At 63.1% G+C, this 25,449-nt stretch carries 19 protein-coding genes (1 of these 19 cut by a window edge); 9 read left to right on the top strand and 10 right to left on the bottom strand.

Annotated elements, in window-relative coordinates:
- The first annotated feature begins 21 nt into the window (after positions 1 to 21).
- Entirely contained in the window at positions 22 to 819 is a 798-nt protein-coding gene (locus tag AC3ISG_RS10030) for a CAP domain-containing protein (RefSeq protein ID WP_420793088.1), read from the top strand.
- A 44-nt stretch (positions 820 to 863) separates the two neighbouring features.
- Here the strand turns inward: AC3ISG_RS10030 and AC3ISG_RS10025 are convergent, their stop codons facing one another.
- Together AC3ISG_RS10025 and AC3ISG_RS10020 are read right to left on the bottom strand one after the other, a co-directional pair.
- Complete coding sequence (locus tag AC3ISG_RS10025; RefSeq protein WP_489299144.1) at positions 864 to 1,463, bottom strand: hypothetical protein; 600 nt, start codon at positions 1,461 to 1,463, stop codon at positions 864 to 866.
- A 146-nt stretch (positions 1,464 to 1,609) separates the two neighbouring features.
- Positions 1,610 to 2,761: an ABC transporter ATP-binding protein gene (locus AC3ISG_RS10020; RefSeq protein WP_489299143.1), complete on the bottom strand. Its 1,152-nt coding sequence runs from the start codon at positions 2,759 to 2,761 to the stop codon at positions 1,610 to 1,612.
- Between the two features lie 242 nt (positions 2,762 to 3,003).
- Between AC3ISG_RS10020 and AC3ISG_RS10015 the strand changes: the two genes are divergently transcribed.
- From AC3ISG_RS10015 to AC3ISG_RS09995, 5 genes are all read left to right on the top strand, one after another.
- Positions 3,004 to 4,338 (top strand): ABC transporter substrate-binding protein, encoded by a 1,335-nt coding sequence (locus AC3ISG_RS10015; protein WP_489299142.1) that lies wholly within the window; start codon positions 3,004 to 3,006, stop codon positions 4,336 to 4,338.
- A 155-nt stretch (positions 4,339 to 4,493) separates the two neighbouring features.
- Entirely contained in the window at positions 4,494 to 5,399 is a 906-nt protein-coding gene (locus AC3ISG_RS10010; RefSeq protein ID WP_489299141.1) for a carbohydrate ABC transporter permease, read from the top strand.
- Position 5,400: 1 nt separating this feature from the next.
- Positions 5,401 to 6,267, top strand: a complete 867-nt coding sequence (locus AC3ISG_RS10005) for a carbohydrate ABC transporter permease (protein ID WP_489299140.1) — start codon at positions 5,401 to 5,403, stop codon at positions 6,265 to 6,267.
- Positions 6,268 to 6,303: 36 nt separating this feature from the next.
- A complete protein-coding gene (locus AC3ISG_RS10000; RefSeq protein ID WP_489299139.1) occupies positions 6,304 to 7,284 on the top strand; it encodes a sugar-binding transcriptional regulator in 981 nt (326 codons plus the stop codon).
- 23 nt (positions 7,285 to 7,307) lie between these two features.
- Positions 7,308 to 8,027 (top strand): SDR family oxidoreductase, encoded by a 720-nt coding sequence (locus AC3ISG_RS09995; protein WP_489299138.1) that lies wholly within the window; start codon positions 7,308 to 7,310, stop codon positions 8,025 to 8,027.
- A 21-nt stretch (positions 8,028 to 8,048) separates the two neighbouring features.
- Here AC3ISG_RS09995 and AC3ISG_RS09990 read toward each other — a convergent pair whose 3' ends face one another.
- Together AC3ISG_RS09990 and AC3ISG_RS09985 are read right to left on the bottom strand one after the other, a co-directional pair.
- Positions 8,049 to 8,768, bottom strand: coding sequence for a dienelactone hydrolase family protein (locus tag AC3ISG_RS09990; RefSeq protein WP_489299137.1), 720 nt, complete (start codon positions 8,766 to 8,768; stop codon positions 8,049 to 8,051).
- Positions 8,769 to 8,899: 131 nt separating this feature from the next.
- Positions 8,900 to 9,421 carry a sterol desaturase family protein gene (locus AC3ISG_RS09985; RefSeq protein ID WP_489299492.1) on the bottom strand — a complete coding sequence of 174 codons (522 nt, stop codon included), beginning with the start codon at positions 9,419 to 9,421 and terminating at the stop codon, positions 8,900 to 8,902.
- A gap of 199 nt (positions 9,422 to 9,620) precedes the next feature.
- Between AC3ISG_RS09985 and ppnN the strand changes: the two genes are divergently transcribed.
- The 3 genes from ppnN (at position 9,621) to AC3ISG_RS09970 (ending at position 12,391) form a co-directional block, all read left to right on the top strand.
- Positions 9,621 to 10,994, top strand: coding sequence for a nucleotide 5'-monophosphate nucleosidase PpnN (ppnN, locus tag AC3ISG_RS09980; protein WP_065991552.1), 1,374 nt, complete (start codon positions 9,621 to 9,623; stop codon positions 10,992 to 10,994).
- Positions 10,995 to 11,203: 209 nt separating this feature from the next.
- Entirely contained in the window at positions 11,204 to 11,797 is a 594-nt protein-coding gene (locus AC3ISG_RS09975) for a GNAT family N-acetyltransferase (RefSeq protein WP_122534596.1), read from the top strand.
- 147 nt (positions 11,798 to 11,944) lie between these two features.
- Entirely contained in the window at positions 11,945 to 12,391 is a 447-nt protein-coding gene (locus AC3ISG_RS09970; protein ID WP_122534595.1) for a CBS domain-containing protein, read from the top strand.
- 83 nt (positions 12,392 to 12,474) lie between these two features.
- Here AC3ISG_RS09970 and AC3ISG_RS09965 read toward each other — a convergent pair whose 3' ends face one another.
- The 6 genes from AC3ISG_RS09965 to AC3ISG_RS09940 form a co-directional block, all read right to left on the bottom strand.
- The gene (locus AC3ISG_RS09965) at positions 12,475 to 14,469 is read right to left on the bottom strand and encodes a methyl-accepting chemotaxis protein (protein WP_489299136.1); all 1,995 of its coding nucleotides are present in this window, start codon (positions 14,467 to 14,469) and stop codon (positions 12,475 to 12,477) included.
- A gap of 116 nt (positions 14,470 to 14,585) precedes the next feature.
- Positions 14,586 to 15,287 carry a hypothetical protein gene (locus AC3ISG_RS09960; RefSeq protein ID WP_489299491.1) on the bottom strand — a complete coding sequence of 234 codons (702 nt, stop codon included), beginning with the start codon at positions 15,285 to 15,287 and terminating at the stop codon, positions 14,586 to 14,588.
- A gap of 410 nt (positions 15,288 to 15,697) precedes the next feature.
- Positions 15,698 to 15,823 carry a hypothetical protein gene (locus tag AC3ISG_RS09955; RefSeq protein ID WP_272635146.1) on the bottom strand — a complete coding sequence of 42 codons (126 nt, stop codon included), beginning with the start codon at positions 15,821 to 15,823 and terminating at the stop codon, positions 15,698 to 15,700.
- A 277-nt stretch (positions 15,824 to 16,100) separates the two neighbouring features.
- A complete protein-coding gene (locus AC3ISG_RS09950) occupies positions 16,101 to 18,317 on the bottom strand; it encodes a TonB-dependent siderophore receptor (RefSeq protein ID WP_489299135.1) in 2,217 nt (738 codons plus the stop codon).
- A 175-nt stretch (positions 18,318 to 18,492) separates the two neighbouring features.
- Entirely contained in the window at positions 18,493 to 19,923 is a 1,431-nt protein-coding gene (locus tag AC3ISG_RS09945; RefSeq protein ID WP_489299134.1) for an aspartate aminotransferase family protein, read from the bottom strand.
- Positions 19,916 to 25,449 carry the end of a non-ribosomal peptide synthase/polyketide synthase gene (locus AC3ISG_RS09940; RefSeq protein ID WP_489299133.1) on the bottom strand. 10,639 nt of this gene lie beyond the right edge of the window, so only the last 5,534 of its 16,173 coding nucleotides appear in the window; the start codon falls outside the window, past its right edge; its stop codon occupies positions 19,916 to 19,918. Before AC3ISG_RS09940 ends, AC3ISG_RS09945 begins: the two co-directional genes overlap by 8 nt.

Below are 25,449 nucleotides of genomic sequence, written 5' to 3'. Positions count from 1 at the left end.
GTTGTGCCCCTGGCATTGCTGATGGCAGGGACAGCCGTGGCCAGCGAAGAAGCGCAGCTGATCCAGTCAATCAATTCATACCGCAGCCAGGCCCAGCCTTGCGCCAATGTGGCGTCGAACGAGCTGCCGCCGCTGAACAGCGACCCGCGCCTGAACCTGCCCGCCAGCGGCACGGTCGATCTGCAACCCATGCTGGCCCGGGCGTCGTATCCGATGGTCAGCGTTCAGGCGATCACCCTCTCGGGCCCGCGCGATGCGCAAGCGGCCATGGCGGCGATTCAGGAAAGTTTTTGTCAGGTGGTGCTCAATCCGCAGTTCGTCGACATCGGCGTCAGCCGCAACGAACGTGACTGGCGCATCGTACTGGCGCGTCCACTGCTGGCAGGCGGCTTGGGCAATGCGCAGGCCGAGGGACAGAAACTGCTGGGCCTGATCAATGAAGCGCGCAGGCAGCCTCAGCAATGCGGCGCTCAGTCGTTTTCCGCTGCTGCCCCGCTGGTGTGGAACGACACCCTGATGAGCGCAGCCGAAAGCCATTCGCGCTCCATGGCCAATAACAATTACTTTGATCACAAGGGCCGCAACGGCGGGACGCCGGGGGATCGTGCGGAGCTGGCCGGGTACATCGGCCAGCAGATCGGCGAGAACATCGCCGCCGGGCAGGACAACGCGCGCAAGGTGGTCGAAGGCTGGCTGGCCAGCCCCGGCCATTGCGCCAACCTCATGAACCCGCAGTTTCATGACCTCGGCGCTGCGTACGCCACCGACCCGAAAAGCGACGCCGGCATTTACTGGACGGCGCTGTTCGGGGTGCAGTGAAGGCTGATCGCGAGTGCGAGCCGCTTTAGCAGGCGGCTCCGCGATCAAAGGCCATCAGCAGCGTGCAACGTGCGCAGTTCAACGTCCGCCGCGCTTTTCTTCTGCCAGACTGGCCAGTACTCAACCCGCTTGGACTCGACCGAGGTTTTGTTGCTCTCGAACCAGCTCAGGGATTTCGGCGAGTTGGTCATCAACTTGGTGTCGGCGATCCAGTCCTTGAAGTCGCTGGACTGAGAGCTGTATTCAGCCTTCGGATCGCGGGCGACCGGCCATGGCGAGAAGCGCGCTTTCCACATGCCCATGCGCGGGATGATCATCGAATAGTAGGTCTTGCCCGGGGCGAGGTCGGCTTCCATGAAGTCCGCCGCTTCGGAGACCACCATGAAGGTGTGGTGACCCGGCGTCGTCGGGTAGGCGACCTTGGTGCCGTTGGCCAGAATGCCGATGAACTGGGTCTTGCCGCCGGTCACGTCATACACGGAGGCATCGATGGCCTTGGCCATGAACGCGCTGCGCATGAAAACAACCTGTGCGCTGTCCTGGGGACTGGCTTCGATAACCTGGTTGTCGGCAGGTTTCATCATGGACGAACAGCCGGTCAGCAGTACGGTGCCGACCAACGCCAGAAGGTGGTTAATGCGCATTTACAGCTCCTTGAGATAAACATCCGGCCCGAAAACGGATCGAGCCCGGGGCTGTATCGGCGCTGACACTCTTCTCTTGAATGAAAAATCAGCGCAAGGCCTCTGGAACGGGCGTCCCAAGGCGCCTTGATCCAAGCTCAGGCCGATTACCCCGCTTGGATCGCCGACGCCGGAACCTGCCCGTCACTCACGTTCGCCTCGGTGTAATGTTGCCGGTGCGCCAGCGCCTGACCCTGTTCATCGAACAAATGGCAACGGTGGCCCTGCACACCGACGCGCAGCAACTGCCCCGCCTTGACCGCCGACATGCCCTCGCCTTTGACCATCAGATCATGGCCCTCGTCCGTCTGTGCGTGGGTAAACGTCTCCCCGCCCAGATGCTCGACCACCAGGGTTTTAACCGGAATCTGCGCGTCGCCCTCGCCTCGATCCGACAAATGCTCGGGGCGCAGGCCCAGGGTCAACGGGTCGCCCGCTTTAACGTGCTCGGCCGTCACCGGAACCCACAACAGCTCGCCACCCGGCAGGCTGACCTGAACGCCTTCGGCACTGATGGCCGCCGCCGTGACGGGTAGAAAACTCATCTGCGGCGAGCCGATAAAGCCCGCGACAAAGCGGTTGCGCGGATGGTGATAAAGCTCCAGCGGCGAGCCCACCTGTTCGATGCAACCCTTATTGAGCACGACGATTTTGTCGGCCAGGGTCATGGCTTCGACCTGGTCATGGGTGACGTAGACCATGGTCGCCTGGAGGTCAGCGTGCAGCTTGGCGATCTCGATACGCATCTGCACGCGCAGGGAGGCGTCCAGGTTGGAAAGGGGTTCGTCGAACAGAAAGACTTCCGGCTCATGGACGATGGCCCGGCCGATGGCGACGCGCTGACGCTGGCCACCCGACAATGCCTTGGGCTTGCGGTCGAGCAGCGGTTCGAGCTGCAGGATGCGCGCGGCGTTGCGCACCTTGGCTTCGATCTGCTCCTTGGGGGTCTTCTGCATCTTCAGCCCGAAGGCGATGTTGTCGTAGACCGACATGTGCGGGTACAGCGCGTAGGACTGGAACACCATGGCCACGCCACGATCGGCTGGCTCCAGGTAGGTCACGTCGCGGGCGCCGATGCGAATCTGACCCTGGGTGATGCTCTCCAGGCCAGCGATACAGCGCAGCAAGGTTGACTTGCCGCAGCCCGAAGGCCCGACGAACACCACGAACTCGCGGCTCTCGATACTCAGGTGGATGTCGTGCAAGACCTTGATCTCGCCATAGGCTTTCTCGACGCCACTCAAACTGAGCTCAGTCAAAATCGTATCCCCTGAATTATTGTTGTTTGGGCATCTTTTACGGCAATGGCGCCGTGATTTGACAGCGATGTATTTTGTCCTACGATCATTTGTAATTCGTAAATTACAAATGTCAAGGAGCTCATCAAAAGCGGCTGGCCCGCCAAGCATGTCGGCCAGAAATCACCATCAGCACCCTGCAGGCATCGCACGCACATGTCCCCCGCGTAACCCTCACCCACAACAATAATGAGGTCACGTAAATGAAGAAGCTGGTTTGGAATGCCCTGGCGCTGTCGATTGCGCTGGGTTCCGGCGCCGCACAGGCCTGGACGCTGGAAGAGGCCGCCGCGCCATACAAGGGCACCGAAATCAAGGCGATTTTCCTCGACCGCCCCGGTTATGCCGCCGCCATCAAACTGCTGCCGGAGTTCGAGAAAAAAACCGGCATCAAGGTCAGCTACGAAACCATCCCCTACGAGAATAGCCGCGAACGCGAGGTGCTGAGTTTCACCTCCGGCGAGCAGCTCGACGTTGTGCTGACGGACGTGGTGTGGATCGGCGAATTCGCCGGCAACGGCTGGCTTGAACCGGTCACCACCTTCACCCAGGACGCCAAGCTCGCCGACCCGGACCTCAAGCTGGAGGGGTTCTTCCCGATCCTGCTGGAGTCCTTCGGCAGTTGGGACAAACAGACCTACGGCCTGCCCTTCGATAACTACTCCGGCCTGCTGTTCTACAACAAGTGCATGCTCAAGGACGCCGGCTTCGACAAACCGCCGGCCACGTGGGACGAGCTGCTTAAGGATTACGCGCCCAAGCTCACCGACAAGACCAAAGACCGCTACGCCTACGCCCTGCAATCGCGGCGCGGTGAAACCCAATCGGCGGACAGCTTCATGCGCTTCCTCTGGCCGTTCGGTGGCTCACTGCTGGACGATAAATTCAAATCCAATCTCAATTCCAAGGCGTCCCAGCAAGGCCTGCAATTCCGGCAGGACCTGATGAAATACATGCCGCCGGGTATCGTCGATTACGACCACAACGAAGCGGTCAACGCCCTTGCCCAGGGCAAAGTGGCGATGATCACCGAATGGTCGGCGTTCTACGGCACGCTGGCTGACCCGACAAAATCCAAGATCACCGAGTGCCTGGCCGTGGCCACCGAGCCAAAAGGCCCGGCCGGTCTGAAGCCGGCGCTTGGCGGGTTCTCGCTGGGCGTCAACGCCAAGTCCGACGACAAGCAGAAGGCCGCTGCGTGGCTGTTTATTCAGTGGGTCACCTCCGAAGCCATGGCCCGGCCGTACCTGGACGCCGGTGGCGTGAGCGGGCGGATGTCGGTGTACAAGGACGCCGACGTGCAGAAGAAATACCCGTTCGTGCAGCCGATGGTGACCTCGTGGGAAGGCGGCGTGCCTGACTACCGCCCGCGCTTCCCGCAATGGCCGGAAATTTCCGAAGTGGTCGGTGAAAACGGCACGGCGATCATGCTTGGCAAAACCAGCGTGGAAGACGGTGCCAAGGCAATCGGCAGCAGGATGGAGGAGATCCTGAAGAAGGCCGGGTATTACGACGGCAAGGTCAAATTGCTGAAGTGACGGTTTGACCACACTCCCGTAGGAGCCGGTTTGCTGGCGAATGGAAAACGTCTGACACCTCTGCGGTGAATGGCACAGCGTATTCGCCAGCAAGCTGACTCCCACAGGGGTTCAGCGTAATGCCGTGAGATGCCCGCACCTTCGAGACCCAACACATGCCGAACAAGAAAAAACCACCCTTCCCGACCCTGTGGAACAACACCCGCGCGGCCTTTGCCTTTCTCGCGCCGGCCACCGTTGCCCTGGCACTGATCGGCATCTTTCCGACGGTGTTTGCGCTGGTCAACTCGTTCCGCCAGTACAACCTCGCCCGGCCAAGGGACGCGACGCCTTTCATCGGCTTCGACAACTACCTCAACGTGCTTAACGACGCGTCGTTCTGGGCCGCGTTGGGCCGAACCGGGCTGTTTCTGATCACCGTGGTGCCGATCCAGCTGGCGCTGGGCCTGATCATTGCGCTGATGCTGCACAAGCCGGGCCTCTCCGGTTTCAAACTGCTGGCGCGCATGAGCCTGGTCATCCCGCTGGCCACCGCGCCCGCCGTGGCCGGGCTGATTGGCCGGCTGATCTTCAACCGCGATTTCGGGGTGGCCAACGCCCTGCTCTCACTGGTCAACGCCGGGCCGGTCGAATGGCTGGGCGACACCACCAACGCGTTCATTGCCGTGGCGCTGATGGACATCTGGCAGTGGACGCCCTTCTGCGCGCTGGTGCTGCTGGCGGGGCTGACCATGGTCCCCAATGAGATTGAAGAGGCCGCGCGCCTGGAAACCCGCAGCCGCTGGCAGATCGTGCGTTATGTGCAGCTGCCGTTTCTATTGCCCAGCGCGACGGTGATTCTGATTCTGCGCACCGCTGACATCCTCAAGATGTTCGACACCGTGTTCACCATGACCCGCGGCGGGCCTGGGGCGGCAACCGAACTGGTCAGCGTGTACATCCAGCGCATCGGCTTTCGGGTGTTCGATCAGGGCGTCGCGTCGGCGCAGGCGATCCTCATGCTGATCCTGACCATCGTGCTGGCCCGGCTGTACATCAAATTCGTTTATCGGGAGATCTGACATGGCCACCGTACCCGCTGCAAAACACCCGGCCGCTCCCGCTTTCGCTCGCCCACGCAAAAGGGTCAATGCCTGGCATCTGGTCGGCCTGCTGGCGATCTTCCTGTTCGCGGTGTTTCCGTTCTACTGGATGGTCGCCACCAGCCTCAAGACCCAGGCCGAAGCCCTCGCCTCGCCGCCGATCTGGGCGTTCACGCCACACCTGGATAACTACGTGAAAGTGCTGTTCGAGCGCGACGTGCTGCACAGCCTTGGCAACTCGCTGATCGTCGCGGTCTGCACCACCGTGCTCGCCGTGGGCCTCGGCACACCGGCGGCCTACGCCCTGGCGCGGTTCGAATTCAAGGGCAAGGAAGACCTGTGGTTCTGGTTCATCACCAACCGCATGCTCAGTCCGATTGTCGTGGCGCTGCCGATCTTCCTGATGGCGCGCAACATAGGCCTGATCGACACCCATCTGGTGCTGATCCTGATCTACCTGACCTTCAACCTGCCCATCGTCGTGTGGATCTGCACCGACCAGTTTCGCGGCGTGCCGAAGGACCTGGACGAAGCTGCGCGGCTGTCCGGCGCGTCACGCTTCACCATCTTCTGGCGCATCGCCTTGCCGCTGGCGATGCCGGGGGTGGCGGTGTCAGCAATCTTCTCGTTCATCTTTTCCTGGAACGAGCTGCTCTATGCGCTGGTGCTGACGCGCAATACCGCCCGCACCGCGCCGGTGACCGCCACCAGTTTCATGAGCGGCTACGACTTGCCCTGGGGCGAGATCATGGCCACCGGCACACTGATCGTGTTCCCGGTGATCATTTTCGCGTTGATGGTCTCCAAGCATCTGGTACAAGGGCTGACCATGGGCGCCGTGAAATAGACGCCCCGCGTTAACGGCCACAGTAAGGACACCGCCGTGCAGAACCTTTACCCGGACACCCCCTTCACCACCGAAACGGTGAGCGCCGAGGATCAGCTCAATATCCGCATCGCCTGGTCCTATTACGTCAACAACATGACCCAGCAGCAGATCGCCGACCGGCTGGGCATCACCCGCGTGCGGGTCAACAAGGCCCTGGCGACCTGCCGCGAAACCGGCGTGGTCCAGATTCGCATCACCTCGCCGCTGGCGGCCTGCATCGAACTGGAAGAGCATCTACAGAACCGCTTCGGCCTGCGTCGCGTCACCGTCGTGCCCTCGCCCGACGATCCGTCGAGCATCTTCCGTGTGCTCGGCGTCGGCATCGCGCCAAGCATCGAGGAATACCTCGTCGACGGCAGCATCGTCGCCGTGGGTTGGGGCCGCACCCTGCGCCAGGCCGTGCGTGAACTGTCCGCACGGGCGCTGCCGAACCTGACCGTGCTGTCGCTGCTCGGCGGCCTGCATTACGGCTCGGCCAACAACACGGTGGAGATCGCCTCGAGTTTGGCCGGGCTGTTCGGCGGCTCCTGGTACTACCTCGCCGCGCCGGTGTTCGCACCTTCAGAGCAATACCGCGACATGTACCTCGAAGAGTCCTCAGTGCAGGCCGTGCTCGGCAAGGCGCGGCAAGCCGACCTGGCGTTGCTCACCGTCGGTGATCTCAGCGAGCGTTCGCTGATGCTGGAACTGGGGCTGGTCAACGATGAGGACGCGCGCTCGCTGCGTGCCGCCGGTGCCGTCGGAGACCTGCTCGGCCGCTGGCTGGACCGCGACGGCATCGAAGTCGATCACCCGCTGAACCGTCGCGCCGTGTCGCTGGACCTGGAAGACCTGCGACGGATCAAGAAGGTCGTGCTGGTCTCCGGCGGGCCGTACAAGGCCGACATCATTCGCGCGGTGCTGCTGCGCAATGTCGTCCATGAGCTGGTCATCGACGAAAGCGCGGCCCGGCAACTGCTCGATCAGGACAATTGACCCACCCTTCTGGAGCGATCGCGATGGCCCATCATGACTTTGGCGGCAAGCGGATTCTGGTCACCGGCGCGGGCAAGGGCATTGGCCGCGAAACGGTGCAGTGGCTGGAGCGATGCGGTGCAGAGGTGATCGCCATGGGGCGCAATCCGAAGGATCTGGCCTATTGCGCACACTCGGCGGTGGCGGATCTGGCCGACGTAAACGCCACCCGCGCGGCCGTGGCCTCGGTGCTGCCCATCGACTTGTTGGTCAACTGCGCGGGGGTGGTCGAGCTGGAATCATTTCTCGACACATCGGTGGAGACTTTCGATCACTTGATGGCGGTGAACACCCGGGCGCCCATGGTCGTGGCGCAAGTCGTCGCCCGCCACCTGATCGCTCGCGGTGTGCCGGGCGCCATCGTCAACGTCTCAAGCCTGGCGGCCGCGGTCGGTACGCGGGACCATCTGGCGTATTGCGCGTCGAAAGCCGCGCTGGATGCCATGACCCGGGTAATGGCCGTCGAACTTGGCCCCCACGGCATACGGGTCAACAGCGTCAACCCGGTGGTGACGTTGACGCCGATGGCGGACAAGGCCTGGAGCGACCCGGTCAAGGCCGGCGCGATGCTGTCGCGGATTCCCCTGGGCCGCTTCGTTCAGCCCGGGGAAATCGCCGCGACCATCGCCTTTTTACTCAGCGACGACGCGGGCATGATCAACGGCGTGACCCTGACAGTGGATGGCGGTTTCAGCGCTGGCTGATGCCCGCGCCTAACGCCTGGCTCAGCCCCACAAGGTGCGGCCGAAGAACGTCAGCGTGCGGTCCATGGCCAGTTGCGCCCAGACCGGATCGTACTGCGTGCCCGGAATCCGGCCAGGGCCGACGGCTTCTTCGTTGGCGAAGGCGTGGTGGGCCAGATAGCGGTGGAATTCGACGTTAACGCCGCCTTCGCTGAGTTTGGCTTCGAGCTGATCGACGCCGTCCGCCGGGAAGAATTCATCCTGGGTGCCCCAATGCGCCATCACCGGCACCTTGATCGCGGCAGGGTCAAGGAATTCCAGCGGCGGCATGCCGTAGAAGGCCACACCGGCGGACAGCTCGGGAATGAAGTTCAGCGCCAGCAGGGTCAGTGCGCCGCCCATGCAGAAACCGGTGACACCGACGTTCTGGCTGTGGCCCTTGAGGTACTGCACGGCGCCGCGGATGTCCTGGTTGGCGGCATCGGCGAAGTCGAGTTTGTCCATCAAATGGTGGGCTTCTTCTTCCTCGACCGTCATTTCGCCACGGTAAAGATCGGGCACCAGCGCCAGATAACCGCACGCCGCCAGCCGATCAGCCACGCCACGGATCTGATCGTTCAGGCCCCACCATTCCTGAATCACCACCACGGCGGGTGCGCCTTCGGTCTTGGCCGGGCTGGCCAGATAGCCACTCAACTCTTTGCCGTCCGGGCGCTTGAACGTGATGGTCTTGCCCGTTGCCTGTGTGGATGCCTGAGTCATGGGGTTCTCCGGATAAGAAATTCGGTTGGATTAACAGCGTGAGACGACTGACCGTCAGTTCTACGACAGCAACACGACGATGAAAAGCGTGACCCACGTGAAATTAATGACAGGTTCGGCGCGGGCCCCGTTCAACCGTTCTGCAAATCCGTGCCCATCCCGCCCAGATCCCGGCAGCGCCCGCAGCCTGCAGCAGAGCGCTGATCGCGCAGCTGCTTTTTCAGCGTGGCCGCCGAGGGCGCGTAAAGGAAGCCAAACGACACGCTGTTGCGTCGGCCTTTCACCGCATGGTGCATCAGGTGCGCGTGGTAGAGGCGTTTGAGGTAGCGACTGCGCGGCCGCGGTCGCGCAGGCCAGTGGCGATGGACCATGCCGTCGTGAACCAGCACGTAAATCAGGCCGAACGCCGCGACGCCGGCGCCCACCCATTGCAGTGGATCATGGCCGCTGTTGCCGGCCACGATGAGCGCAACCGCCACCAGGCCCAGCGCCAGCAGATAAACATCGTTGGTTTCGAACGCGCCGAGGTGTTCTTCGTGGTGGGACTTGTGCAGGCACCAGCCCCAGCCGTGCATGACGTACTTGTGGGCGAGAAAGCCGACCCCTTCCATGGCGACAAGGGTGAGGAGAAAAATCGTGAAGTTGAAGATCATAGCGTCGGGAAGGCCGATGGGTCTGGGCGTCGACGTGCAGCATACCGGGGTCACGGGAAATTTCCAGATTCGCGCTCACAACGTTTGCTTTCCTGACCAACCGATGTAAAAAATGGCCCATGGGTGAGCGTCCCGGACGTTCACTGTATTCGTGCCCTGCCCCTTCGCGGCGCCCGGCACCGCTTTCAAGGAATCAAGAATGGCTCCAAGACACGTCATCAACGCTTCGGTCAGCCCGAAAGGCAGCCTGGAAACCCTGTCGCAACGTGAAGTCCAACAGCTCAGTGCCGCAGGCTCCGGCAGCATCTACACCTTGTTCCGCCAGTGCGCCCTGGCCATCCTCAACACCGGCGCCCATGTCGATAACGCGAAAACCATCTTAGAGGCCTATCAGGACTTCGAAGTGCGCATCCACCAGCAAGACCGTGGCGTGCGCCTCGAACTGCTGAACGCCCCGGCCGACGCCTTCGTCGACGGCGAGATGATCGCCAGCACCCGGGAAATGCTCTTCAGCGCCCTGCGCGACATCGTCTACACCGAGAGCGAGCTCGACAGCCAGCGCATCGACCTGAGCAGCTCTCAGGGCATCACCGACTACGTTTTCCACCTGTTGCGCAATGCCCGCACCCTGCGCCCCGGCGTCGAGCCGAAGATGGTGGTGTGCTGGGGCGGCCACTCGATCAATACCGAAGAATACAAATACACCAAGAAGGTCGGCCACGAGCTGGGCCTGCGCAAGCTGGACATCTGCACCGGTTGCGGCCCCGGCGTGATGAAAGGCCCGATGAAGGGCGCCACCATTGCCCACGCCAAGCAGCGCATCACCGGCGGCCGCTATCTGGGCCTGACCGAGCCGGGCATCATCGCGGCCGAAGCGCCGAATCCGATCGTCAACGAACTGGTGATCCTGCCGGACATCGAAAAGCGCCTGGAAGCCTTTGTGCGGGTGGGCCACGGCATCATCATTTTCCCGGGTGGCGCAGGCACGGCGGAGGAATTCCTCTACCTGCTCGGCATCCTCATGCACCCGGACAACCAGGACCTGCCGTTCCCGGTCATTCTCACCGGCCCGAAAAGCACCGCGCCGTACCTGGAGCAATTGCACGCGTTCGTCAGCGCCACGCTGGGCGAAGAAGCGCACAAGCATTACCAGATCATCATCGACAACCCGTCGGAAGTGGCGCGACAGATGACCCTGGGCCTTGCGTCGGTGCGCCAGTTCCGCCGCGACCGCGCCGACGCCTTCCACTTCAACTGGCTGCTGAAGATCGAAGAAAGCTTCCAGCGTCCCTTCGACCCGACCCACGCCAACATGGCCAGCCTGCAACTGCGTCGCGACCTGCCGCCCCACGAACTGGCGGCGAACCTGCGCCGCGCGTTCTCCGGGATTGTGGCGGGGAACGTCAAGGACAAAGGCATTCGCCTGATCGAGGAACACGGCCCGTATGAAATCCACGGCGACGCCGAAGTGATGCAGCCGCTGGACAAGCTGCTGCAGGCTTTCGTCGAACAGCACCGGATGAAACTGCCGGGCGGCGCCGCGTATGTGCCCTGCTATCGGGTTGTTTCATAACACTGTATCCGCCTGTGGTCATACTTCAGGCGCCACACCGCACCACCCTGTGGGAGTGAGCTTGCTCGCGAAGAGGCCCGATCGGCCAACGCATATCTGGCGGTAGTGAAACCGCCTTCGTGAGCAAGGTGGAGCGCCACCCCGGTCACTCCCACATGAACCACATTGTTCGTAAGCCCTGCATCTCCCCCGAATTCCGGAATCGCCCCATGATCCACATCCGCCCCATGACCGCCGACGACTTCGAGGTCTTCTGGCCCACCTTCCAGGCCGTGATCCGGGCGCAGGAAACCTACGCCTACGCCCCCGACCTGACCGTCGAGCAAGCCCGGCACCTGTGGCTGGAGTACCCGCTGCACACCCTGATCGCTGAAGAAGACGGCGTGCTGCTCGGCAGTTTTTACCTCAAGGCCAACGCCGCCGGCCCTGGCGGTCATGTCAGCAATTGCGGCTACATGGTCACCCCGGCAGCGCGGGGTCGTGGCGTCGCGCGCCTGATGTGCGAGCACTCCCAGCAGTTGGCGCTGGACAGCGGCTTTTCGGCCATGCAGTTCAACTCCGTCGTTGCCACCAACGACGTCGCGGTCGCACTCTGGCAGAAACTCGGTTTCGAGGTGGTGGGTCGCCTGCCCCGCGCTTACCGCCATGCCCGGCTCGGGCTGGTGGATTGCCTGGTGATGTACAAATGGCTGGCCGACATGCCGGCCTCGCGCAAAGCCAAAAGCCCGCTGCTGATCGGACGCAAGAACATCGAATCAGTGATCTCCCGCCCCCGGCGCAAGCCCTCTGACGGGCCTGTCTGATCTTTCCGGCATCGACTCCCCACGTCGGCATGGCGCGTTTGGGGCGCTGCATGGCGCTTTCAAACTTGCCGTAATGCCATCTCTCGACGATTCTCTATGCACGGCCAGACGGGCCGTGCTCACAAGAAACGCGCGGGAGAGGCCAGCATGACGACCGTAGCCGAACTACTGAAGTTGAAAGACTCACACCACGCTGACGTCCATACCGTCGGGCCCGAACAGATGGTCATCGAGGCGATCAAATTGATGGCCGAGAAAAACATCGGCGCCGTGCCCGTGGTCCGGGCCGGCAAGGTGGTCGGCATCGTCAGCGAGCGGGACTACGCCCGCAAGATGGAGCTCAAGGGCCGCGCCTCGGTCGGCACGCCGGTCAGTGACATCATGACCCACGAGGTGCTGACCGTGGGTTCGCAGCACACGGTCGAGCACTGCATGAACATCATGACCGACCGCCGATTGCGCCACTTGCCGGTGGTGGACGAGGGCCGACTGATCGGCCTGTTATCCATCGGCGACCTGGTCAAGGCGGCCATTGCCGAACAGGCCAAGTTGATACAGCAGATGCAGGATTACATTCGCGGCGACAGCTACTGAGCAGGGAAATCTTTGCCGCGCAACGAAAAAGCCGGAGCTTCATGGGCTCCGGCTTTGCTTTGCGCGTGTGAATGGATTGCCGGTTAGCGGACCTTGAAGCGATCGATCATCGCCACCAGTCGCTCGTTGGACGCCATCAGCGCGTCCACGCTGGTGTCGGTCTGCTGACCACAACCCACCAGTTCGCCGACCATGTGCCGAATGGCGATCATGTTCTGGTTGATCTCCTCGGTCACCGCGCTTTGCTCCTCTGCCGCGGTTGCAATGTGCGCACTCAGGTCATGGATGCGCAGCACCGAACCGGCCATGCCATCCAAGCCTTCGTTGACCCGCGACGTGCGGTCCGCGGTCGACTGGCAGCTGACCTTGGTTTTTTCCATGGCGCCCACGGCGGTGCTCACGCCCTGCTCCAGCCGCGCGAGCATCTCGTTGATCTCCGACGTGCTCTGCTGAGTGCGACCGGCCAGCGCCCGCACCTCATCGGCCACCACCGCAAAGCCTCGGCCCTGCTCGCCGGCCCGCGCGGCTTCGATGGCTGCGTTCAGGGCCAGCAGGTTGGTTTGCTGGGCGATGCCGCCGATGACCCCGAGCACGTCAGTGATGCGCTTGGCGTCAACCTGCATTTCCTGCACGTATTTAGTCGCGTCTTCGACTTCCGCCACCAACGCCCGCACGCTGACCGACGCTTCGTCGACGACGTCACGGGAACGCTGGGCGGCATCGTTCGCCGATTGAGTAAAGCTCGCCGTCTGCGTAGCGCTCTCGGCGACGCTGTCGGCGGTGGCGCTCATCTCGTTGATTGCGGTCACGGCCTGATCGGTTTCCGAGGCGTGACGGTTGAGGATCTGGTTGATGTTGCGCGACTGGTCCTGCAACTGCACCAGCCCGGCCGAGATCTGCTCGGTGCCGCTGCGCACCTCGACAATCATGGCTTGCTGGAAGGCGATGAACTTGTTGACCGAATGGCCGACAGCGTCCAGTTCGTCCTGGCCTTTGATGGGAATACGGCGGGTCAGGTCAGCTTCACCCGAAGACAGCGCGTCGATGTTGGTGCGCAGCACGGTCAGGCGTGCCAGCAGGCGATGGAAAGCAAAGCCCAGCACCACCAGCAGCAGAATGACCAGTGGAATCTGCAACCAGCCCAGGGTCTTGAGCACTTCGGTGCTGCTGGCGGTGAGCATGGCCGTCGGCAGCGACGTGGCGATGACCCACGGCGTGCCCGCGACCGGCCGCAGGAAGAAGGTCAGGTCACCCAGTTGCGGGTCGATGTATTCCTGGGAATACACAGCGTCGCCGGAGATCTTGCCGAGGCCCTCCTGAATGGCCTTGGCGAACATCGACTGGCCGCTGAAGCCGGAAATGGTCTTGAGGATGATTTCGCCGGGGATGCGGCTCTGGTTGGTCAGGATTTTGCCGTCGCGCTCGACGATCATCACCTGACCCTGAATGTCTTTTTCCTTCTCCTGGATCAGGCCGTTGAAGAAGCCCAGGGTGACGTCGATGGTCGAAACGCCGTACAGCGCGCCGTCTTTGTAGATGCCCATCGCGCAGTTGGTGCGCGGCTGCGGGCTGGCTTCGTCCTGATAGGCGGCGGCCCAGGCGCATTTGCCTTTGGGTGCGTTCTGCCCGGCACGGTGCCACGGCTGTTCCCAGTAGTTGGGTGCAGGGTCGGAGTTCCAGAACGTGCTCACCACCAACTGGCCGCTGCCGTCGCGGTGGACAAACGAGCTGTGCTTGTTGCGCCCCGGGGTGCGTTTGTCCGGCATCGGCCAGACGCCGCCACCAAAGACTTTCTGATCGCCATATTGATCGACCAGCCCTGGCAGCACCTTGTCGATGCCATCGCTGTCCAGCAGCGGCACCGCCTGGGTGATCGCCCGGGACTGGGCCTCGACGCGGGCCAGGTCCGAGAGGATGCGCGTACCAATCTGGTCAACCTGGCTCAGGACCACCTGCTCCTGGGTCGCACGGACCTTGGGGGTAACCAAGTGGACGATGCCCTGCTCGGTGATCACCGCGATCACCACAATCAAGGCCACAAATATGACCGTATAGCGCGCCTGCACTGTTTTAAACATCGTCGTCCCCATGCCAAATATTTTGTAATTGTTTTGCATACTCCTGATGAGCTATCGACCGGAAGTCGACAAGGATGAGGGGCTGCGGAAAGGTTTTTTCACCGCGCAGCGGGGCGTCATTGCACTGGCAGGAAGTTCAAGAACAGCAGGCTCTGGGCGTAATTCAAGCCGATGCGTCTATATCGCTCGTCGAGCATCTGGGTGAGCAGATCAAGGCGTGCCACGATCTTGCCAAATTCGGTGGCAAAGCTGAGGTTGCTGCCCTCCTCCGAAATCTCGTTGGAGAACAGCAACAGCTCGCCGTTGGCGTTCTGGCGCTGGCTCAGCAGCCAAGTGGCCTTCTCGATATTGCGCGCGGCGTTGCTGACGAAGGTCGGGTTGATCTGGTCGGTCATGAAGAATTCAAAGCGCCCGCCGTGGGCCGTGACCAGCATGCTGCCAATGGCATAAATGAAGGCGCCCACGCGATCGCCGAGAAACTCCGGGCTCAGGGCGTAGCTCAGTGCCGCAAGGTCGCGCCGGGTGCCCAGCTGAGGCAACGGCTTTCGCTGGTCAATGGCCTCGCGCACGTTGCGCTCTGCGGCGGCGGCGTCAACAAAGCCGGACTTGCGCCACTCGCCAGGATTGCGCAGGTAGAGCTTGTTCATCAGCAGATAGAGGCTGTCGAGGTTATCGCGCATGGCCAGTGTTGCCATGCGGTCCACGCTGGTCTGGAAAAACTCCTGGGGGCGCGTCTCGCTGAACTGCGTGGCGACATCCTGACCGTCCTGGCGGGTACAACCTGCCGCGCCGAGCCCAAAAATGCACAGGGCAAACAGCGGGCGAAGGCGTCGGCAAACGGAAAAAACAGTGAACACGGCGAGCATCAATCCCAAGCTTCAACGAACTGGACGCCGCGTGAATCGCCGCGTCCCGGCCAAGGTCAGAACGGCTCACGGCCAAAAAGTGCAATTCGGGCGGCAAGCTTCCATAGATCGGGCGTCGGGCCGCAGCTCAATGATCAGCTAGGTCGCCATCAATCTCGCGGTGTGACTGCCGACGCCTTCCCGGCTAAAGCCGGTCCCACTAAAAGCAGCGCGTGCAGTCAGCAAGCATCGCGGCGGCCTCGACTGTGGGACCGGCTTCAACTGGGAAGACGTGGCCGTCGGGCCGTAGTTCAATGATCAGCAGGGTCGCCATCAATCTCGCCGTGTGACTGCCGACGCCTTCCCGGCTAAAGCCGGTCCCACTAAAAGCGGCGCGTGCAGTCAGCAAGCATCGCGGCCACCTCGACTGTGGGACCGGCTTCAGCCGGGAAGCCGTGGCCGTGGGCGTGGCCGTTGCCGTGGCCGTGGCCGTTGCTTTTGATCTTCATACGCAGGAAGTCCAGACGACACCCATCGCGACTTGGGTGCAGGCTGAACGGAGGTCTCGCGGAGTGGGCCGAGCCGCATGGATGCGGCGAGAGCGCCGTCAGGACATGGATGTCCGTTCGGCGCGGGCCCACGGAGCGGGACCGGAGTGAAGGAACCCGACGAAGTCGGGCCCAACCAGGAGCAGGCACTTTTGCTTACTTTTGGTGCTTTTCAAAAGTAAGTCGCCGAAGGCGAAACGTCTGCCCCCAGGCAGACGCTGTTGATGTTAAGAGCGGATTACCAGCGAAACGCGACGGTCCCGAGCACGGTCCGCTCTTCGCCCCAATAACACCGACCCGCGTTATTGCAGCCGCTCACATACTCCTTGTCGAAGAGATTCTTCGCGTTCACATCCACCGACCAATGCTTATCGATGTCATACCCCACCAACGCATCCACCAGCGTCACATCACCCGTCTTCAACTTCCCGTACAGCGTCGGCGCGGTATACGCGAACGTATTATCGAAATAACGCACCCCGCCACCCACATGGAAACCGCTCATCGGACCATCGAGGAACCGATACGTCGCCCACGTACTCGCCTGATTACGCGGTATGCCGGTCAACTGATGATCCTTGAACAGCGAACCCGCTGTGTCCTTGGTCACGCGGGCATCGGTGTACGTATACGAAGCCGTCAAACTGAGGTTCTTCGTCACATCACTGTTCATCTCAAGCTCGACGCCCTTGGACTCGCTCTTGCCGACCTGACGGCTGAAACCGGTGCTATCGGGCACGACGTCGTCGGTTTTGGTGAGATTGAACACCGCCGCGCTGAAGGTCGTGTTCCAGCCCCTCGGCTCATACTTCAGACCCATCTCGTACTGCTCGCTCTTGATCGGATCGAACAGCCCTCCGGTCGGACTCGACGACTGCTGTGCCGGGGTAAACGCAGTGGAATAACTGACATACGGCGACAAGCCGTTTTCAAACTGGTACATCAACCCGGTTTGCCAGCTGAACTCGTTATCCCATCCATCCAGATCGGTGCCGGCAACGGCAGCACTGCCCGCCCGCGCGGCGCTGGCGCGGTTACGGTATTCGCTGTGCACCCAGTCCTGGCGGCCGCCCAGCAGGAAAATCCAGTTGTCATACTTGCTTTGCAGCTGCGTGTAGGTGCCATACATGTGCTGGTCGAGTTGCGAGTTCTGCACGTATTGCGTGGTTCTCGGAGGAACCGACGAAAACACCGGATTGAAGACGTTGTAGGTTCCGCCGAGCCCTGCATTCCAGTCCTGATTGAACGAGGTGCGGTCGTAGCTCACGCCCAACAACAGGGTGTTATCCAGGGCACCGGACGTGAAGTGGCCTTCAAACTGGTTGTCCACCGAGTAAGTGACCGATTTATTGTCGCGGTCGTACGCCGTGCTGCTCAGCGTGCTGCCGAAGCCACGATTGTTCAGGTTATTCGGCCAGGTCTCATGACGGTCCAGACGCGATTCCATGAAGCGCGAGTTCTGGCGGAACTGCCAGGTGTCGTTGAGCTGGTGCTTGAACTCGTAACCCAGGGTCCAGGTTTCGCGCTCGAAGTCGTCCCAGTTCGGGTTGCCGTTGAACTGGTCCTTGCCGATCTTGCCGTTGACGTTGTTCAGCAAGGTGCCTGCGGCGGGGTAGCCGAGCAGCAGCTTGGTGCGGTCGCGCTGGTAGGACGAGAGCAGGGTCAGCGCGGTGTCTTCGTCGAAGTTGAAGGTCATCGACGGCGCGATATAAATGCGGTCGTCAGGCACCGAATCCACTTGGGTGTCGGCGTTGCGGCCGAGCATGACCACGCGGCCGAGGACGCGGTTGTCGTCGGTCAGCGGGCCGGAGACGTCGAGGGACAGCTGGCGGCGGTTGTTGCTGCCGTAGGTGAATTTGGCTTCGCCCTGAGCGGTTTCGGTCGGGCGCTTGCTGACCAGGTTGACCAGCCCGCCCGGTGCGTTTTCGCCGTAAAGGATCGAGCTCGGGCCGCGGAACACTTCGGTGCGCTCCAGGCCGTAGGGTTCGGTGGTGGTGTCGTAGCGGTTGCCTTGCAGACGCAGGCCGTCCTTGAGCAGGCCGTAACCGTAGTCAGTGGCGTTGTAGCCGCGAATGGAGAACAGATCGCCCGCGAGACTGTCGCCGACGGCGAATGGCGGGGCAAAGATGCCGGGGACGTAACCGAGGATGTCGGTCAGGGACTGCGAGCCCTGATCCTGAATGCGCTGGCGTGTCACCACTGACACCGAGCGCGGGGTTTCCGACAGCGGTGTGCTGGTCTTGGTGCCGGCTGTGCTGTTTTTCACCTGATAGCCAACGGTTTGCTCCCCTTCGGGTGCTTCGCCGGTGACCATCGAATTCTGCAGTTCGATGGTGGCGCCCTGCTCGGCCTTGGCCGGGGCATCCGCGGCCCAGGCTGCGCCATGGCAGGCGACCGTTGCGACCAATGCTGCCAAGGCATTGACCTTGAATTGACCCTTGTTATTGCTCGCCATCCGAACTCCCCCTCCCTTTGATATCACACGGGGCAACGCCCCAAAATTGACCGCTTATGTCAAAAAATCGTGAAAATTTAACAAAGAACGTTTCTCATTACCATTATTATTCTTCGAAATTGGCGAAAGGCCATCCCTGGCCTTTCGCGTTGTTTCACGGGTGATACAGAGAGGTTCAGAGTCGCTTGACGGCCGCTGAAACGGCGGCGGCAAAGATGTCGCCGATCTGGTCGATCTGCGCGGCGGTGACGATCAGCGGTGGCAGGAAGCGGATGACCGACGAGTGCCGCCCGCCCACTTCGATGATCAACCCGCGCTGCAGGCATTCACGCTGTATGGTCGAGGCCAGCGCACCGCTGTGGGGGAAGTGGCCAAGGGCGTCGGGACGTCCCTCGAGATCGACCATTTCCACCCCCAGCATCAAGCCCATGCCGCGCACATCGCCCATCTGCGGGAAGTCCTTCTGCAACGCGCGCAGGTGCCCGATCAGGCGCTCGCCCATGGCGGCGGCGTGCAGGTCCAGCTGCTGTTCGCGGACGATGCGCAGCGTGGTGGAGCCGGCGACCATCGCCAGTTGATTGCCACGGAAGGTGCCGGCGTGGGAGCCCGGTTTCCACACGTCCAGCGCCTTGTTGTAGACCACCACCGCCATCGGCTGGCTGCCGCCGATGGCTTTGGACAGCACCAGCACGTCCGGGACGATGCCCGCGTGTTCGAAGGCGAACGGCTTGCCGGTGCGGCCCACACCACACTGGATCTCGTCGAGAATCAGCGGCACCCCGGCGTCGCGGGTGATGCGGCGGATTTCCCGCAGCCAGTTGGCCGAGGTCGGCACCACACCACCCTCCCCCTGCAGGGTTTCCAGAATCATCCCGGCCGGCGGCAACACACCGCTTTCCGGGTCGGTCAGCTGGTTCTCGATGTAGTGCAGGCCGATGCGCTCGCCCGCTTCGCCACCGACGCCGAACGGGCAGCGGTAGTCGTAGGGAAACGGCAGGAACTGCGCGCCGCCGGCCATGCCGTCCAGGTAGGTCTTCGGCCCGAGGTTGCCCATCAGCGCCAGCGCGCCCTGGGTCATGCCGTGGTAGGCGCCATGGTAGGCCATCAGGTTGCTGCGTCCGGTGGCGGTGCGCACCAGTTTTAGCGCCGCTTCCACCGCATCGGTGCCGGCCGGGCCGCAGAACTGAATGCGCGCGTCCTTGGCGAATTCCGCCGGCAGCAGGGCGAACAGCTCGTTGATGAAGTCGTCCTTGGCTTCGGTCATCAGGTCCAGGGTGTGCAGCGGACGCTGGCCGTCGAGGGTGGCGCGCATGGCCTGGATCACTTCGGGGTGGTTATGCCCCAACGCGAGGGTGCCGGCGCCGGCCAGGCAATCGATGAACCAGCGCCCTTCGCTGTCTTGCACGTGAATGCCTTGGGCGCGCTTGAGTTCCAGGGGGATGCGCCGCGGGTAGCTGCGCGCATTGGATTCCACGGCGGCCTGGCGCTCCAGTCGCGGGGTCGGCGCAAAGCGGTAGTCGGCGTTGGTCACGGCGGCGTCCGGGCTGCTCGACAGCGCCTCGCTGTGGCGGGCGGCAATCGGCGTCACGTTGTGTTGGCTATGCATGTTCGTGCTCCTGGAAATCGTGGGAATGAGGGCGTTCGTTGACCTGCGCGAGGGCCTCGGCAAGCTGAGTGATGAACCGCTGATCACGGACGATCGAAAGGTGGTCGGCGTCGATCCAGGCCGAAACCTGCAAGCGAACACCCATGCCCTGCTCCAGAAGAGCCGGTGCGTTATCGTTATTTTCCGGCGAGCGCTCGGCCCACCAGGCGTAGACCGGCACCCTGAGGGCGTGGATCTCGCGGCATTGATTGGCCAACTGGCGCATATGCCGCTCAACGCCGAGCAACTGTTGCCAGTGGGCGTCGGCTTCCAGGCCTTCATCGCCGTCAACAGCGTCAAGGGCCACGCTGTCCGGCACCGCAGGACGTGGCTGACCGGCGCCCGGCACGTAGCCGTCGATCAGGCCGACGAACTCGACACGCTTGCCGAGTCGGGTCAGGAGTCGGGCCATTTCCAGGACCATGGTCCCGCCCATCGACCAGCCGATCAGCCGGTACGTGCCGGACGGCTGCTGTTCAAGCAGCGCCTTGACGTAGTCGCGGGCCATTTGCTCGATAGAACTGTCGCGCCACTGGCCGTCCAGCACCTGGCGGTTCTGGATGCCACACACGTCCCACTGCGCGGACAGCCGCCGGGCCAGCGCGTAGTAGCCGACCACCGTGCCGCTGACCGGGTGCACGCAGAACACCGGCGGTTTGTCGCTGGCGCCGCTGCTCAGACGGATCAATGGATTCGGCGCGCCGTCGCGGCTGACCGGCAGGCTTTGCGGTGCAACCGGTTGCGCCGACGGCAGGCTTTCCAGCAACGCGACCAATGCGTCGCGATAGGCCGTTTGCAGGCGTTCGATGGTCTGGCGCTGGTAACGCTGACCGCTGAAGCGGAAGGTCAGCCCCAGTTGCCCGGCGAAGACCTGACCGTTGATTTCCAGCTCGCGGTTCAGCGGCGTGGACGGATCCACCAGCGCACCGGCCGATACCTTCGACGGCGTGAAGCGGCCATCGCCCAGGTCCCGATCGAATTGCCCCAGGTAGTTGAACACCACCTTGGGCTCCGGCAGCGCGGCCAGTGACTGACGCGCCGACTCGTTCCCCAGATAGCGCAGCAGGCCGAAGCCGACGCCCTTGTCCGGCAAGCCCCGCAGGCTGTCACGCACCCCAATGAGGGTCTGGCGAATATCGTTGGCCGCCCGCACCCGCAGCGGGAACAGACTGGTGAACCAGCCCACCGTGCGGCCCACATCCAGGCCATCCGCCAGCGCTTCGCGGCCATGACCTTCCAGCGCGACGAGATTATCGGGCTGGCCGCTCCAGCCCCTGAGCGCTTCGGCGAGCACCGCCAACAGAATTTCATCGGTGCGCGCCGCCAGTGCCGCCGGGGCTTCGCGTAGCAGACGACGGGTCTGCCCCGCGTCCAGCAGCAGTTCGCACTGCTCAAGGTCCTGTTGCGTGGCGCGGCCTTGCGGGTGATCCACCGGCCAGACCGGCTCGGCGGTGCCGACCTGTTCCCGCCATTGCGCAACTTCGGTTTGACGCTCAGGCGCTTGTGCCGCGTCGACCAGATGCCGCGCCCAGCGCTGGAAGCTGCTGGATTTCGGCCCCAGATCAACCGCGCTGCCCGAAGCGGTCTGGGCGTAAGCCCGCGCCAGATCCTCCAGCAACACCCGCCACGACACGCCATCGACCACCAGGTGATGAGCGACCAGCAACAGCTTTTGCCCTTCCGGCATCTGCGCCAGCACCACGCGCAACAGCGGGCCGTCGTGCAGATCAAGGCTGCGCTGGGCCTGTTCGCACAGCGCGGTCATGGCGCGGTCGTCGGCCACGTCACGCCGCCAGAGGCTGTCGGCAGCCGGTGTTGCTCGGTACTGCTGCTGCCAGCGACCGTCGGCGTGCTGATGGAAACTCAGGTTCAGCGCATCGTGATGACTCAACAGCGCGGCCAGCGCCTGGCTCAACAGCGTCGCGTCCAGAGGACGCTGCACGTCCAGCAACAACGCCTGGTTGAAGTGAGCGCGGTTGCTCATCGGCTGCTCGAAGAAATGCGCCTGAATCGGCGTCAACGGCAGCTCGCCAGTGGGCGCGTCTTCAATCAACAGCGCTGCGCCGGCCTCGATGATCGTCAGGCGCAGGGCCAGATCCTTGAGTCGCGGATGGCTGAACACGTCCTTCGGCAGAAGCTTGAAACCGACCTGACGCAGACGGGTGATCACTGCCAGCGACTGGATCGAGTCGCCGCCCAGCTCGAAAAAGCTGTCCTGACGGCCGATGCTCTCTACGCCCAGCAACTGCTGCCAGACCCGCGCCAGCTCGACTTCGCGCTCACCTTCCGGCGCTTCGAAGGCCTGACTGCCCAACTGCGGATCGGGCAGCGCATTGCGGTCCAGCTTGCCGTTAGGCAACTGCGGCAGACGTTCCATGACCACGATGTGCGCCGGGACCATGTACTCCGGCAGGGTGGTTTTCAGCTGCTGCTTGAGGCTGTCTTCCGACAGGTCATTACCACCGACGTAGCCGAGCAACTGCTTGCCGTTGCCTTTGTCGCGCACGATCACCAGCGCTTCACGCACGCCGTCGCAGGCTTTCAGCGCCGCTTCGATCTCGCCGGCCTCGATGCGGAAGCCACGGATCTTGATCTGGTGGTCGATGCGGCCGAGGTATTCCAGCAGCCCTTCGCTGTTCAAACGCACACGGTCGCCGCTGCGATAAATGCGTTCACCGGCGCGGAATGGATGCGGCAGGAAACGCTCAGCGGTTGCGCCCGGACGGTCCAGATAACCCCGCGCCACCGCGCCGCCCAGATAGAGTTCGCCGGCAATCCCTTGGGGCAGCGGATTGAGGTCCGCGTCCATCACGTAGCCCTGACGATCCCCCACCAGATCACCGATCGGCGCGTAGGCGGTGGTGAAATCGGCGGTCTCGGCGGAGGCCAGCCACAGGGTCGGTGTGACCACGGTTTCCGTCGGGCCGTAGCCGTTGATGATCCACAGCGGCTGCAAATTGCGGATCACGTCATGGAGCATCTCCCGACTGAAGGCTTCACCGGCGAAGCAGTAGGTTTTCACTCCTGGCCCCTTGCCCTGCACACCGGCCCAGTCAGACAGCTGACGCAGGTAGCTCGGCGGGAACGAGGCGACGGTGATGCCTTCGCGAATCAGCGTGTCGTAGGTCTGCTCGACGCTCCACAATTCCTGATCGCGCAAGACCACGCGGGCGCCATAACACAGCGGCATCATCCAGCCTTCGTGGGCGCCGTCGAAGCTGATCGACAGGAAGTGGAATTTGCGGTCCTCCGGCGTGAAGCGGTAGCGCTCGCCGATGGTCTGGATGTGCATCGAAATGTCGGCGTGGGCAATCGCCGCGCCTTTCGGCTTGCCGGTCGAACCCGAGGTGTAGATCAGGTAGGCCAGTTGCTGCGGATGAATGACCACATCCGGTGCAGTCACCGGCTCGGACGAGCAGTCCAGTTCGTCGAGATTGAGCAACGGCACATCGCCCACCGGTACGCGATCCAGCGCGGCATCGTGGCTGATCAGCAGTTTCACACCGCCGTCTTCCAGCATGTAACGCAGGCGCTCGGTCGGGTAATCCGGGTCCAGCGGGATGTAGGCGCCGCCGGCTTTCAGCACGGCATAAAACGCCAACCACAGATCAATTCCCCGCTCCATCGCGATTGCCACGCGGACTTCGGTGCCTATGCCCCGGGCGCGCAAGGCGTGGGCCAGTTGGTTGGCACGACAGTCGAACTCGGCGAAGGTCAGGCGCTGCTCGCCATGGACCAGCGCAATGGCGTCGGGCCGAATGCGCGCGTGGTCGGCGATCAGCGCGTGAATCGGCCGATCGACGTAAGGCGAGAACGGCGGCGTGTTCCACTGATCCAGCGCGGCCAGGTCCGTCTCGCCGAGCAACGGCAGGTCGCCGATGGCGGCATTCGGTTGCGCGCAGATCGCCCGTAGCAGCGTCACCAGTTGTTCGAACAAACGCGCTACGGTCGAGGCGTCGAACAGGTCGGTGGCGTAATCGAGGTAGCCGCTGATGCGGCCGTCGCGGTGTTCGAAGGTGCCCAGCACCAGATCGAATTGCGCGCCCTTGATGTCCCACTGGCGGGCTTCGCAGCTCAGGCCATCGAACTGCAGCAGCGACAGATCCGGCTGTTGCTGGTGGTTGTAGCTGACCTGGAACAGCGGGTTGACGCTCAGGCTGCGCGCCGGTTGCAGCGCTTCCACCAGTTGCTCGAACGGCAGGTCCTGATGGGCATGGGCGCCGAGCAGATTGTCCTTGACCTGAGCAAGCAGCGCGGTGAACGGCTGGTCGCCGCTGACCTGGGCGCGCAGCACCAGGGTGTTGACGAAGAAGCCGATCAGGCCTTGGGTCTGTACGTCGGCGCGGCCGGCCACCGGCACGCCGATGCGCAGGTCGCGCTGCCCGCTGAGGCGATACAGCAGGGTGTCGAACGCGGCCAGGAACAGCATGAACAGCGTGGCGTCGTGGTTTTTTGCTGTCTGGCCCAGCGTGTCGGCCAGCTCTTGCGGCAGTACGAAGGCGTGGCGCCCGCCCTTGCCATCGCGTTCGGCGGGACGCGACCGGTCCGCCGGCAGCTCCAGCACCGGTTGCTCGTCGCCCAGCGCCTCCCGCCACCAGTTCAACTGGCGCTCGCGCTCGGCACCGCTCAGGTGTTCGCGCTGCCAAGCGGCGTAGTCGGCGTAGTGGACGCTCAGCTCAGCCAGTTGCGCGTCGCTGCCTTGGGCAAACCGACGATAGAGCGCGGCGAAGTCTTCGAGCATGACCTGCACCGACCAGCCGTCGGAGATGATGTGGTGCATGCACAGCAGCAGGCGCCACTGATCATCGGCCACCCGCGCCAAGGCTACCCGCCACGGCGCTCGCTCGGCGTCGAGGTCGAACGGCTGGTTCATGAACGCCTCGGCCAGGGCGTCGAATGCGGCTTCCGGCGCGGCGTTGTCGCGCAGGTCGTGGCGGGGGATGTGCACGCTGCTGACCGGCAAAATCCGCTGCTGCGGCACCGTCTCCCCGTTTTGCATCGAGGACGGACGGAAACAGGTGCGCAGGGTTTCGTGACGGGCCGCCAAGGCGTCGAAGGTCTGCTGCAGGGCGTCGAGTTTCAGCGCGCCGCTGAGGTTGAGCACGCACGGCAGGTTGTACGCGACGCTCTCGGGCTCCAGCTGCGCGAGGAACCACAGGCGTTGCTGGGCGAAGGACTGCGGCGCGAACTCCCGGTCGGTGCGACGCTGCAGCACCGGCATCGCCGTGGGGAGTGCCTGGGTGTTGAGGTAGTGGGCCAAGTCGGCGAGGACCGGCGACTCGAACAACGCTCGCAGGGGCAATTCTAGCTTCAGGTCGCGGCGGATCTGCGCCACCAGTTGAATGCCCATCAGCGAATGCCCGCCCAGGGCGAAGAAGTTGTCCTGACGGCCGATCTGCGCGACGCCGAGCAGGTTCTGCCACAGGGCGGCCAGTTGGGTTTCGACTCCCGACAGTGGCGCTTCGAAGGCCCGTTGCTGGATCTGTG

Source organism: Pseudomonas sp. GL_135 (assembly GCF_057834665.1).
This window is presented reverse-complemented; position numbering and strand designations above follow the sequence as displayed.

What these genes read in the sequence shown, in the direction of transcription:
- AC3ISG_RS09955 (WP_272635146.1), bottom strand. Translation starts at nt 15,823, where the DNA reads ATGAAGATCAAAAGCAACGGCCACGGCCACGGCAACGGCCACGCCCAC.
- AC3ISG_RS09995 (WP_489299138.1), top strand. Translation starts at nt 7,308, where the DNA reads ATGGCCCATCATGACTTTGGCGGCAAGCGGATTCTGGTCACCGGCGCG.
- AC3ISG_RS09970 (WP_122534595.1), top strand. Translation starts at nt 11,945, where the DNA reads ATGACGACCGTAGCCGAACTACTGAAGTTGAAAGACTCACACCACGCT.
- AC3ISG_RS10015 (WP_489299142.1), top strand. Translation starts at nt 3,004, where the DNA reads ATGAAGAAGCTGGTTTGGAATGCCCTGGCGCTGTCGATTGCGCTGGGT.
- AC3ISG_RS09950 (WP_489299135.1), bottom strand. Translation starts at nt 18,317, where the DNA reads ATGGCGAGCAATAACAAGGGTCAATTCAAGGTCAATGCCTTGGCAGCA.
- AC3ISG_RS09965 (WP_489299136.1), bottom strand. Translation starts at nt 14,469, where the DNA reads ATGTTTAAAACAGTGCAGGCGCGCTATACGGTCATATTTGTGGCCTTG.
- AC3ISG_RS10025 (WP_489299144.1), bottom strand. Translation starts at nt 1,463, where the DNA reads ATGCGCATTAACCACCTTCTGGCGTTGGTCGGCACCGTACTGCTGACC.
- AC3ISG_RS10005 (WP_489299140.1), top strand. Translation starts at nt 5,401, where the DNA reads ATGGCCACCGTACCCGCTGCAAAACACCCGGCCGCTCCCGCTTTCGCT.
- AC3ISG_RS09985 (WP_489299492.1), bottom strand. Translation starts at nt 9,421, where the DNA reads ATGATCTTCAACTTCACGATTTTTCTCCTCACCCTTGTCGCCATGGAA.
- AC3ISG_RS10030 (WP_420793088.1), top strand. Translation starts at nt 22, where the DNA reads ATGGCAGGGACAGCCGTGGCCAGCGAAGAAGCGCAGCTGATCCAGTCA.
- AC3ISG_RS09990 (WP_489299137.1), bottom strand. Translation starts at nt 8,768, where the DNA reads ATGACTCAGGCATCCACACAGGCAACGGGCAAGACCATCACGTTCAAG.
- AC3ISG_RS09945 (WP_489299134.1), bottom strand. Translation starts at nt 19,923, where the DNA reads ATGCATAGCCAACACAACGTGACGCCGATTGCCGCCCGCCACAGCGAG.
- ppnN (WP_065991552.1), top strand. Translation starts at nt 9,621, where the DNA reads ATGGCTCCAAGACACGTCATCAACGCTTCGGTCAGCCCGAAAGGCAGC.
- AC3ISG_RS09975 (WP_122534596.1), top strand. Translation starts at nt 11,204, where the DNA reads ATGATCCACATCCGCCCCATGACCGCCGACGACTTCGAGGTCTTCTGG.
- AC3ISG_RS10010 (WP_489299141.1), top strand. Translation starts at nt 4,494, where the DNA reads ATGCCGAACAAGAAAAAACCACCCTTCCCGACCCTGTGGAACAACACC.